The sequence below is a fragment of the Staphylococcus sp. GDY8P57P genome (genome assembly GCF_017892585.1).
Lineage (GTDB): Bacteria > Bacillota > Bacilli > Staphylococcales > Staphylococcaceae > Staphylococcus > Staphylococcus borealis.
Map to the genome: position 1 here is coordinate 134,681 of NZ_JAESLK010000007.1, position 12,463 is coordinate 147,143.

The 12,463-nt window shown below is 34.3% G+C and carries 11 protein-coding genes; 3 read left to right on the forward strand and 8 right to left on the reverse strand.

The window, feature by feature from the left end:
• Positions 1-53: 53 nt before the first annotated feature.
• The 3 genes from KA878_RS03415 to KA878_RS03425 all read right to left on the reverse strand — a co-directional run bounded on the left by KA878_RS03415 (position 54) and on the right by KA878_RS03425 (position 1,979).
• Positions 54-581: a YfiT family bacillithiol transferase gene (locus KA878_RS03415; protein WP_193838730.1), complete on the reverse strand. Its 528-nt coding sequence runs from the start codon at positions 579-581 to the stop codon at positions 54-56.
• A 151-nt stretch (positions 582-732) separates the two neighbouring features.
• Positions 733-972, reverse strand: coding sequence for a hypothetical protein (locus tag KA878_RS03420; protein ID WP_193838729.1), 240 nt, complete (start codon positions 970-972; stop codon positions 733-735).
• 104 nt (positions 973-1,076) lie between these two features.
• The gene (locus KA878_RS03425; protein ID WP_193838728.1) at positions 1,077-1,979 is read right to left on the reverse strand and encodes a LysR family transcriptional regulator; all 903 of its coding nucleotides are present in this window, start codon (positions 1,977-1,979) and stop codon (positions 1,077-1,079) included.
• Positions 1,980-2,121: 142 nt separating this feature from the next.
• Here KA878_RS03425 and KA878_RS03430 point away from each other — a divergent pair, with 142 nt between their 5' ends.
• Positions 2,122-3,318 (forward strand): MFS transporter, encoded by a 1,197-nt coding sequence (locus tag KA878_RS03430; protein ID WP_193838727.1) that lies wholly within the window; start codon positions 2,122-2,124, stop codon positions 3,316-3,318.
• Positions 3,319-3,477: 159 nt separating this feature from the next.
• Here the strand turns inward: KA878_RS03430 and KA878_RS03435 are convergent, their stop codons facing one another.
• The 3 genes from KA878_RS03435 to arsB all read right to left on the reverse strand — a co-directional run bounded on the left by KA878_RS03435 (position 3,478) and on the right by arsB (position 7,568).
• Positions 3,478-4,872 carry a YfcC family protein gene (locus tag KA878_RS03435; RefSeq protein ID WP_193838726.1) on the reverse strand — a complete coding sequence of 465 codons (1,395 nt, stop codon included), beginning with the start codon at positions 4,870-4,872 and terminating at the stop codon, positions 3,478-3,480.
• A 234-nt stretch (positions 4,873-5,106) separates the two neighbouring features.
• Positions 5,107-5,808, reverse strand: a complete 702-nt coding sequence (locus KA878_RS03440; RefSeq protein WP_193838725.1) for an NAD(P)H-dependent oxidoreductase — start codon at positions 5,806-5,808, stop codon at positions 5,107-5,109.
• 470 nt (positions 5,809-6,278) lie between these two features.
• Positions 6,279-7,568 carry an arsenite efflux transporter membrane subunit ArsB gene (gene arsB / locus KA878_RS03445; RefSeq protein WP_193839934.1) on the reverse strand — a complete coding sequence of 430 codons (1,290 nt, stop codon included), beginning with the start codon at positions 7,566-7,568 and terminating at the stop codon, positions 6,279-6,281.
• Between the two features lie 266 nt (positions 7,569-7,834).
• Between arsB and KA878_RS03450 the strand changes: the two genes are divergently transcribed.
• Together KA878_RS03450 and KA878_RS03455 are read left to right on the forward strand one after the other, a co-directional pair.
• Positions 7,835-9,442, forward strand: a complete 1,608-nt coding sequence (locus KA878_RS03450) for a MutS-related protein (RefSeq protein WP_193838724.1) — start codon at positions 7,835-7,837, stop codon at positions 9,440-9,442.
• Between the two features lie 165 nt (positions 9,443-9,607).
• Positions 9,608-10,789, forward strand: a complete 1,182-nt coding sequence (locus tag KA878_RS03455) for a DUF418 domain-containing protein (protein ID WP_193838723.1) — start codon at positions 9,608-9,610, stop codon at positions 10,787-10,789.
• A gap of 91 nt (positions 10,790-10,880) precedes the next feature.
• Here KA878_RS03455 and KA878_RS03460 read toward each other — a convergent pair whose 3' ends face one another.
• Complete coding sequence (locus tag KA878_RS03460) at positions 10,881-11,432, reverse strand: DUF805 domain-containing protein (RefSeq protein WP_193838722.1); 552 nt, start codon at positions 11,430-11,432, stop codon at positions 10,881-10,883.
• 140 nt (positions 11,433-11,572) lie between these two features.
• A complete protein-coding gene (locus KA878_RS03465; protein WP_193838721.1) occupies positions 11,573-12,439 on the reverse strand; it encodes a hypothetical protein in 867 nt (288 codons plus the stop codon).
• Between the last annotated feature and the right edge of the window lie 24 nt (positions 12,440-12,463).

Below are 12,463 nucleotides of genomic sequence, written 5' to 3' on the forward strand. Positions count from 1 at the left end.
AAAGTTCATTCTTAGGTTGTAGAGACTTCTTCATATAATTATTTTTGAACACTTTATGCTTGTGACACATCTTGGTCTGATAAAGCAATCTTGATGTGTTCTAGATGATGACGCTCATGCCATGATAATTTTGCCAATAATTCTGAAACTGGTACTTGGCTACCATCTGAAAGCTTAATCGAACGTTTTAAATCATCTTCTGTAACATGATTCCCCATTTCAACAATGCGTTGATTGAGCCCATCTAAAATATTCATTGATACTTGGATAGGTAAATTTGAATCTGGTAGTTCAGCCCAACGTTCTTGATCAAACATATATGCTGTTATCTGTGTCTCAGTAAGCGCCATTTTTAATCTTTCATATAAATTAATTTGAGAGTCTGCGATATGATGTACTAATTGTCTGACTGTCCAACTGCCTTCTCGATAACGACGTGCTAATTGCGCATCAGTTAACGAATTGACCGTTGCACTAAGATGGTCAATATACACTTCTATGTCACTCATCCATTCCTTCACATCGACTAATGACGGGTTACTAGGTGCTTCAAATTCTCCTATCGGAAATCTTACGTCCATGATAAATCCCCCTTAGTTATCTTTCGTTATACCTTCTATTTACCCTTAATAAGACGTAATAAAAAGAAGCGACCACAGAAATTAATGTTATCGATTAATTTCTGTAGCCGCTATCTTATATAAATTCAAAATATATGATTTTCTCACACGCTTATGCTAGTAATAACGGGCTTGAGAAAATAACTAAAAATACAATATTTAAAATCAACATTGTAATATTAATGGCTTTGTTGCCTTTCAAGATGCCTAAAACACTCGCAATAATAGCTAATAACATGACGAACAATCCTGGAAGAAACCAGAACATGCTAGTAAACATAATTGAAACTACTAATAGAAATGATAATAAGCATAAAATACCTGAAACTAAGTTAATGTTATTTAAATTCATAAGTTGCTCCTTTCAATCGGTGTTACACAGTATTATATACTAAAATTTATTTAAATTGAGCAAAATTTTTATAACAAAATCGACACATCTTTGTCATATGTTGTTTACAACGTCTTATAGTCTTTTAAATAATTAATAAATTCAAGCACGGTTGGATCATTTTGATGTTCTTGATGTGTGATGGCTACAAAGTCAACTGTATAATCGAAAGATCGTCCTAAAGGTAACGCTTTAATCAATTCATTGTTTAAAAAAGGCTCATTCTCAACCATAAAGCTTGATACAATACCGACACCTAGCCCTTCAGCAACAGTTCTCATTAAGACAATTGGATTATTTGTACGGAAGACAATCTTCAAATCTCCATTCGCTTCTTGAAATTTCTTTAAATGATGATGATAAAAGCTACGATCATATAAGACAAATGGGTACGCTTTAATATCCTCAAGATCCACGGTTTCTTTAAACGAAAGTTTCGATTTAGCTGGCACGATCAATTTAAAATTCGAACCAAAATAAAGCGGAAATTCAATAATATGATTTGATATTTCAGAATGATTGGTCTTACCTATCAATCCTAAATCAATATCATGGTCTTCAATCATTCTTAATATATCTTCTTTGTCAGATTCAATGACTTCGATGTCTACATTGGGATGATCTTTTTTAAATTGAGAGAGTACTTTAGGAAGTAATTTATGGAACAAGGTTGGATTCGTAGCAATTTTAATTCTACCTTCAAAATGTGTTTCAATACTATCAACTTCTGAAAGCAGCGCCTGTTTGGCTTCAATAATATCTAACATTTTAGGAATGAGACGTTTACCGATTTCTGTAGGTACTGTCCCTTTTCTAGAACGATAAAATAATTTATAACCTAATTCTTCTTCTAAATGCGCTATAGATTGGCTCATTGCTGATTGACTAATGTGCATACGTTCACTGGCATGAATCATAGATTCCTGTTCATACACTGTTTTAACATAACTCAATTGTTCGAAATTCATATATACCCCTTTATATCAGTTCTACTTATATTAAATTCATTTATTCTAATTATACATTAGTTTTAATTATTTATATAATAAACCATGCGCTTAAAAAACAATATAGAGTCTAAGTCACTCTAACTATTTTAGGAGGGACATGATGGAACATCGCTTATGGACAAAAGATTTTATCTTCGTTACATTAGTGAACTTCTTTATGTATTTAATACATTACATGCTTATCGTAACGGTCACAGCGTTTACTATTGACGAATATCACGCATCTGAAAGCATTGGAGGCTTAGCAGCAGGTGTATTTATTATTGGTATGTTAGGTGGGCGCTTAGGTTCGGGTCGTATCATTGATTACCTCCAACCGAAATCGATATTATTTTATAGTGTCATCGCTTCAGTGGTCGCAATTGCTTTATACTTCACTATTACGAATATATGGATTCTCATGTTAGTTCGTTTCATACATGGCATTGCTTTTGGATTCGCATCAACAGCAACTGGCACAATTTCCTCAAGAATTATTCCTGAAGCACGTAAAGGTGAAGGTATCGGTTATTATGGATTAAGTGTGACATTAGCGTCAGCTTTAGGACCATTTTTCGGGTTAATTTTAAATCAGCGTCTAGGTTTTTCTTCTATCTTTACGATTAGTTTAATCAGTATCGTAATTGCTTTAGTTTTCACTACTTTTGTTAAAAGGCTTCCAATCAATATCGCCTCAAACAAAGATGAAGCGAATGCTCAACCTAAAGGCATTCACGCTTATTTACAACGAGAAGCCTTACCGATTTCAATGGTTACAATGTTGGTTGGCATAGCTTATTCAAGTGTGCTATCTTTCTTATCCATTTATGCCGAGTTACTAAATTTAGTTACTGCAGCAAGTTATTTCTTTGTTGTATATGCCTTAGCGACATTTGTAACCCGACCTTTCACTGGTAAAATTTATGATCATTATGGTGAAAATAAAGTAATGTATCCAGTTATGATTAGCTTTGTAGTTGGTTTAGTTATATTGAGTATGACAACCTCATCATTATTTTTACTTATATCAGCAGCATTTATCGGCTTTGGTTATGGCACCATTATTCCCACTGCACAAGCCATTGCAATTCAGCAATCTCCTAAGCACAAAATGGGGTTAGCAACATCAACCTATTTTATTTTCGTAGATTTCGGTGCCGGTATGGGACCATTTATACTTGGACTAATCATTCCATTTATGGGATATCGCAACTTATATTTAGCCATGGCTCTACTATTAGCCGTCGCAATTATTGTGTATTATATCGTCCATGGTAAACATCATAAACATCCATTCAATACAACAGTAGACAACTAATTGATCATATGAAACAAGCGCGTTTCTGTAATGTTAGGAACGCGCTTACCCATTGTTATGACAGCATTCACTAGACACACTTCCCTCTAACTTCAGACAAACGTCAGTCTTGCCTCATTTTATTTTCACACTGTTTATATCTAGATTTAAATACACATTTTAATATCCAATTATAAGTGCCACCGACATGGCTACTGCACAAATAACCACCCAAAGCAGTATCAATTTCCATACAAATTTTATCCATTGTGTATAGGTAATACGTCCAACAGCTAGCGCACCCATTAAGATTGCTGACGTTGGGAATAAAATATTGCTTATTGAATCTCCATATTGGAAAGCAAGGACAGTTAACTGACGATTAATATGAAGCAAATCCGATATTGGTACCATTAAGGGCATGGTTGTTAATGCTTGTCCTGATCCAGATGGTATAAAGAAATTAAGTAGAAACTGCAATATAAACATCGCAATAATAACAAATGAAGCTGGTATATCTGACAACAGCATTGTCATACCATGAACAATCGTATCGATGATTTTGCCATTTTCCAAAATAACAACAATACCTTTAGCGAATCCAACAATCATTGCACCAAATAAAATATTTTGCATCCCTTCGATTAAAGCATCAAATGTGCCATTTAAACCGAGTCCACTTACTAAACCAGCAATCATACCTGCAAGTAAGAAATTGGCACTCATTTCATTAAATGTCCAATCAAATACAAATATTCCAAATACATTAAATAAAATTGTAGCAACGATAATCAATAAGCTTGCTGCTTGTCGTTTACTAAAATGTTGGTAAGTAACTTCTTGTACTGTATGTCCTTCTTCTTTTTCGAGCTCATACACAATACTCTTAGATTTATCTTTCTTCACTTTATTAGCGTATAACATCACTGTTGAAATGGCGGCGGTTAAGATAAATAAATAGATAATCGTACGTAAGCCCCAGCCTGAGAACATGGGTAATTCAGCGACAGTTTGAGCTACCCCAACTGTGAATGGATTTAACATCCCTCCACTGAAACCACTCGCAGCACCTAAAATCACCATAGCTGCACCTGTTAAAGCATCGTATCCTAATGTGCGTGCGATGATGATTCCAATTGGTACAAAGATAATCGTTTCTTCTGCTAAACCAATTGTAAACCCTAATATTGAAAATACCGTCATCGTTAACGGAATCATAAGAAAGTTGGCCTTTCCTAGCATTCTCATTGCTTTGTTAACACCATTTTCAAAAGCACCTGTCTTATGAATAATGCCAAAGGCGCCACCCACAAGGAATATGTAGAATACGATCTCTCCACCACTAATCAAACCTTCAGGAATGGCTCTGAATATTTCGAGAAAATTGACATTTGCCGATTCTACCGTATGGTATGTTCCTGAAACGACAAGCGTTTGGTCACCCTTCTTTTCACGTGCATACTCACCAGCAGGAATGATATATGTTAGCAACCAAGCTAGAAAAATGACAAACATTAATAATGCATATGTATGCGGCGTCTTAAACTTAAATGTCTTCCGTTTCTTCTCTTCCATGACTCATCAGCACCTTATATAGAATATTACTATCATTCACTCAATGATTATTTACATCATACCCTATTTACAATCAGATATACTATTACAATTTAAATTACATTTGTTATTGTTGTTATTTCATACGTGTGCTAGCAGGCTTTGAAAATTGGTGAACTAAAAAAGTATCGGGAGTGACACAGTATTCTATTTGAATTCACTGCGCCACGCCCGATACTTCTAACTACCAAACATTTATTTTAATTGGCCATTATCATCGAAATCGGCTAATTTAGGATATTTAATTCTAGGAATTGCATCAATATGTTTTAATTTTTCGGCTAATTGTTCAAGATAGTCGTGTCTTACTGCTTCACTATGACTTACTTGATAAGCGATAAATGGTTCTAACGGTGTCATTCCAGAAAAATAAATCATGCCGTGATTAATATGGAATAGTACTTGTTCGTGTATATCTCCTGAGAAACCATTGGCAGTATAACTGCCTTCGGGTGAACCCGTTGTCGTTGAAATCATTGCGATTTTATCAGTCAAGCGTGCTTTATCGTAACGGTCATATTCTCCACCGTAAATGCCACCAAAAATAAAGATTTTATCAAACCAACCTTTAAGAATAGCTGGAACACTAAACCACCATAATGGAAATTGGAAAATGACTAAGTCAGCCCATAATAATTTTTCAAATTCTCCCTTAATCACTGATGTCAGTTCATCGTTATCATAGGCATGTTTTTGCTCCACTGCATATTTGAAGAAGTCAGGATCTGTCAGATTTTCAAAATCCTCTTTTCGAGCTACTGGATCAAAGTTCATTGCATATAAATCGGAAACTTTAACTTCATGACCTTGTGCCTCTAATGTTTCTACAGCTTTATCTTTTAATGCACCATTGAACGACTTTGGTTCAGGATGGGCGTATACAATTAATGCTTTCACACTCTCACCTCTATAGAATTGGTATAGTTATAGATTTAAGATACTATGACACCATCATTTCACCAAAAGTTATGCTCGTTTTAATGTCATTAACATGTTTTTTAACTAAGTTTTTAAAAGGCATAAAAAAATGAGATAGACGGATCATAGACGACACATCCGCTATCTCACTTAAGTCACTAGTACTAGACGCTCAAAGGTCTTCTAATGACAATTTATGTATATTCAATTATGTATATATCTAAGCCTTATATTACAAGGAGGTTAGACTGCAAGATGTATAAAAGTTAGTCATTAACTGTTTGAATGGTCGAATTATACTTTAACATTTTGGGATGGCGAGCAATCTAACTTCTCTTGAATATACTTTTAACATGTTATCAGATGATTTAAACCTGATGTCCATCTATTCTTAAAAGCTACGTATCAATGCCTAACTGTCATATCCCTCTTAAAATATGATTGCTATGTTAAAAAATGAGTAATGTCAGAAACAGACCTAACAACGTCATAAAGAGTACAGGAATTGTAATAACGATGCCCGTTCTAAAGTAGACACCCCATGATATTTTAACGTCTTTTTGAGCCAAAACGTGAAGCCATAACAAGGTGGCTAATGAACCTATAGGTGTTATCTTCGGACCTAAGTCAGAACCTATGACGTTAGCGTAAATCATACCTTCTTTAAGCATACCTGTTACTTGTGATTGATGTATGGCAATCGCATCAATTAAAACAGTCGGTAAGTTATTCATAATGGATGATAGTATTGCGGATATGAAGCCTACACCCATAATACTGGTAAATAGGCCATGCGTAGATATCGATGCGAATATATGCCCTAAGACAGTTGTGATACCCACATTTTTAAGTCCGAAGACGACTAGATACATACCTAGTGAGAAAATCACGATATTCCATGGCGCACCTTTGATGACTTTTCTAGTAGAAACAACGTCTGATTGACGTGCCAAGAGTAAAAAAATAATGGCGACAAAGCCGGCTATTAGAGACACTGGTACGTGTATGAACTCGCTGACAAGATAACCTATTAGGAGTATTGCTAAAACAAGCCAAGACATACGGAATAGTTTCTGATCTTTGATTGCAGTATTAGGACTTTGAACCTTTTGAATATCGACTGTCTTCGGAATAGACGTTCGGAAATACAGCCAAAGGACAATGATGCTTGCAATTAATGAAAATATATTGGGCATAAACATACGACTCAAATATTCTACAAAACCAATATTAAAATAATCCGCTGAAACGATGTTCACTAAGTTACTTACTGTAAATGGTAATGACGTTGTATCCGCGATAAAACCACTTGCGATAACAAAAGGAAAGATGACTTTCTTATTGAAGCCAAGATGACGTACCATAGCTAACACAATTGGCGTTAGAATCAGCGCAGCACCATCATTCGCAAAGAAAGCTGCGACAATCGCACCGAGAATCATGATGTACACAAACATTCTGAAACCGTCACCTTTAGATGCTCGAACCATATGTAAGGCAGCCCACTCAAAGAAACCTATTTCATCAAGAATCAATGAGATTAAAATGACCGCCACAAATGTTAGCGTCGCATTCCAAACAATATGCGTTACTTCTACAATATCTGACCAACCCACAACCCCAGTAATGAGTGCTAAAACTGCGCCTATAACGGCCGTTATTCCTATATCTAATCCTTTCGGTTGCCAGATGACAAAAATGAGCGTTATGACAAAAATAGTGATTGCTAGAAATGTCATCATATACATTCACCATGGCACACGCACATGTTATAGTTCATTAAATTATATGTAGATGCTATTTGTTTCTCTATCATATCAACCAAAGCCTCCTATACCATTATTAAGCATATCACGAGCTATGACGTGAAATCTATGTGACAAAGGTTATCTGAGTAATCCTATATTATTTTTATACTGATATAGCGTGATTTATCTATTTTTGTTAATTACATCATATTATGAAATAATTGCATAAACGAATTAAATTTTTAAGGAGTTTAGTTATGAATATTTATCAGACTTATGCATTATTGGTGATTGGCATCATCATTCTGGGGTTAATTGTGAATATTGCTTTGAGCATATCAGACAAGCGAAAGTTGATTCATCATATACATACACTTTGGCGTAATAAGAAGCCAATTGAGAACTTTATACGTCCAAATGCTCGTTTCGATTATCAATTTGAGCTCAAGCGTGATCAGCACGACAATCTTATTGACGATAAAACATGGTCAGATTTAAATATGGAGGAAATCTTCCATCGCAGTAACTTTAACTTCACAGCTATTGGAGAAATGCGTTGGTTCGCTACATTGCGCAATATGTTTAAGGTTAATGACCATCAACTCTTAGACTACTTTAATAACAATGAAACTTTTAGAGTTAATGTATCTTATCATCTCGCTTCTATCGGAAAAGTGGTTTATCCTATCTTTCCAGATCAACTTAAACCGATTAAACGTAATAATTTATTTATGATATGTCCATTCTTACCATTGATTGGCATTATTATCATTCTATTTTCGCCATCAAATGGTGTACTTATAACTATTTTCGCAGTGCTATTGAATATTATTTTATCTGGTAGTCTTAAACGCACGTATGATCAAGATTTAAAGTCACTATTCTACACAGCAAAAGTACTTAAAGAAGGCTATCATCTTGACCAAATCGAAGGCACACCAGAAGTTAAGACGAACTTTAATCACTTTAAAGGTGCGCGTCTATTTAGCGGTCTACTTGGCAAAGTGGGCGATCAAGATATTGGCGGCGCATTTATCATGTTAATCAAGATGGCATTTATGGTTGACTACTTCCTCTTTCATATCATCCAGCATACGTATTATCGATATCAAGACGAAGTGCTCGCCTGCTATGACTATGTGAGTACCTTAGATAATCACTATTCATTAGCCATGTATCGACGCACATTGGACACATATTGTGAGCCGACTGCCTTTTCAGAAGAACAGAACGTATCATTCACAAACTTAGTTCATCCTTTACTGGACAATGCCGTCCCAAACGACCTCGACATTAAACACAATATTCTATTAACTGGGTCAAATGCATCAGGAAAATCAACATTTATGAAAGCTGTAGCCATTAACATTATCCTTGCACAAACGATTGAAACTGCGACAGCCGATACATTTAGCTATCGACCTGGCTTAGTTTATACTTCCATGGCAAATGCCGATGATGTGTTATCAGGCGATAGCTACTTTATGGCTGAACTCAAATCGATTCGTCGCTTATTTGACATAGAAACGATATCGCCCGTTTATTGTTTCATAGATGAAATCTTCAAAGGTACCAATACAACTGAGCGTATTGCGGCTTCAGAATCCGTATTATCGTATTTGAATCATTTGCACAATTACAGAATTGTAGCAGCAACACATGATATCGAACTTTCCGAATTGTTAAAAGACAATTATCATAACTATCACTTTAATGAAACGATTGAAAACAATGAAATTCATTTCGATTATAAGATTAAAACAGGTAAAGCCAATACGCGAAACGCTATTGAATTATTGCGTATTACCCACTTCCCTGACAGCATTTACAAACGTGCCAAAGACCAAGTTAAAGATTTGGATTAACATTGTTTCATGTAAAACATTATCGGCATATGTGGGGTGTTGAGCTTAAATTATACTCTCATCACCCCACTACTTTGTTGTGATATTAATTATTTAAGATAGATTTAAGGTGCATTTATGCTAGATTTTATCATTATTGTTTACTGTATGTATTGAGGTGACATTATGAAACGTATTACATTTGCTGACAGTTTAAGAGGTTTCAGCTTATTAGGTATATTTCTTGCTAATTTACTTATATTTCAATTTAGTTTATCCGGCAAAGACTACATCGAACATTTCCATTTAAGTCCCATCAACCAAGTCATATTCAATCTTATCATTATACTTGTTGAAGAGAGCTTTTTACCTATTTTTGCCATATTATTTGGCTTTTCGATGGATAAGTTGTATCAGTCTATGAAATTAAAAGGATTACCCCGACCTAGATTAAAATTATTACGTCGTGCCATTTTCTTACTGATTTTAGGCTTTATACATGCATCTTACATATGGGAAGGCGATATCTTAACCGCTTATAGTTTAGCGATGTTATGTGTCATCCCTTTCATTTCACTTAGTACGAAAGCCTTTAAATGGTTTAATATTATCATCATTTCTCTCGTCTTCATCATGGGCTTTTGGTCTATGTTTGATGATTCACAATCGTCTACAACATCCGACAATCATGATGCTGCTGCTTATATCCATAAGGTACAGCAGATTTACGCACAAGGTAGTTATGACGACATTCATCATGTAGATGACATTGCGCCATCTCCTAAATTTGCAGAATTAAAAGATCAATTAGGTGATAATAAGAGCGCCATCTTCTTGGTAGCCATCCTTTTTGAGGTACCGTTATTTACTTTAGGCATCTTTCTTTCTAGATCTGGTTGGTTCGAAAAAGATGCAAGACACTTTTGGTCGTCGAAATTATTCATATACCTGATACCAATAGCGATTATTGCCAAATCAACCATACTTTGGTTAAATAACGATGCAATTCCCGGTGTACTCCTTGCTATGTTTGGACCTGTTTTATCATTTGGTTATATGAGTTTATTTAAATATTTATATCAACGTCATGGGAAACATCCTATCTTTAAAGGTTTAGAAAATGCCGGCAAAATCTCGCTCACCGTTTATATTACTCAAAGTATTATCGGTACACTTATTTTCTATAGTTACGGTCTAGGATTATTTGGCAAAGATATACTCATCTATACCAGCATTTTATTTATTGTGATTTATATTCTTTTAGTTGTATTAGCAACATTACATCAAAGACACTTCCGCTATGGTCCATTAGAATATCTTCTACGTATGTTCACTTATTGGAAATGGCATGTAGGTAAGCGAAAATAGACATACTAAAAAAGGTTCAACGTGGTTATAATGATAAACTACACGTTGAACCTTAATTTATATCGCTAAAAGCATTTTTTAAAACAATGAATTATTCATAATGTCCTTTAAACTTAGGACTTACTCCATATTTATTCTTATTAAATTTACTATTTAAACATGTAATCACTAATTGATAAATTGAAATAGCAAATTGAACGAGTGCAAGAAGAAGAATAAACAATAATGCCCAACCATTGTCACCGTTAGGGTCATTAATATCCCAAATCAATTGGCTAATAAAAGATATCACACCTAATATAACCGATAAAATTGGAATAAGCATCGTACGGTCGGTGTCATGGAAGCGTCTGACTGTCAATGCTAAATTCGGAATGAAAGTAATAATTGCATATAAAATCATATAAATGATTGTGCCAACTAACATGACTATACTTACTATCGATAACGCGTCAGATTCTAATGCTACTGAGAACATAATCATGATTAAAGCAGCAATATAAAGAATAAGTACTGGTCCGTAAAAAATGACATGCCATAATTGCATAAACCAGAATTCACTACGTCTTGAGCGTCCTTTAAAATTAAAATAATTCTTCCAAAATAACTTAAATGCTTCGCCAAAACCTACCTTTGGATTCATAAGCATAAACTCCTTTGTGTGATTTTAATTGCCGTCTTTCCCTTCAGTTTCATCGTACCATACTGACATAATTATAAAACCCTATATAAAAAGTTCTCAGGCTAAATTAATTAACATGAGAACTCTATAATACTGATTTATTAATTTTCTTGTTTAATGACTTTACCATTAGGGTCTAATTTAAGAATTTTATTATTTTTAGTTTTATACGTCCCTAAAATTTCGCCATCTTTATTTCGATAATTGACAATCCAATCGCCACTATGACCAACCATTTTAACATCATCCCATAAATAGTTTGTCTTACCTACCGCAATACCTTCGAAATCTGAAATCATTTGATACACTTGGTTACGGAAATGTGTATTAACTGTTCCTGATTTTTCTAAGTATGCTGCAGATAATGGATTATTGTCTTCTTTATCTTTTTTAGATAATTGATCTACAATATTTATTTTGTCAGTTAATTCTGGTAAAGCTTTGTTATCTTTATTAGCTTTATAAACATCAATGAGTTTGACCTCTTTGCCTTTGCCTAATAAGTCTTTATAATCTAATGAACCCGATTGCATACGTCCAACAAAGATTTTGTCGTTACTCACACCAATCAATGCTTCAAAGTTCCCTTTATTAGGTGATACATTGTAGAAATTCATACCTTTAGGTGCATTATCAATATGTTTTGCATATTTCACAAGTTTGAAATCAACTAGCTTAAAGTTTTTATTACCAGACGCAAGTCTGTATTCATAAATACCTGTTAAAATTTCATTCTTAGTCAATGTATAGCGATCAACATCTTCCACACAGAAGGCAAGAGCCAATTTTTGTTTTTCAGTAAGTTTTGCTACTTCTTTTTCCAACTCTTGGTCTTTTTTAGACTTCTTAGATTTTGTTTGTTCTGCATTAGATTTCGTTTTACTATTATCTTCTTTAGAACCATCATTAGAACCACAAGCTGCAAGTAAAAGTAAAAACACCCCACATATAAATACTAGTTTTTTCATCTATGTCTCCTCATATCATTTGCA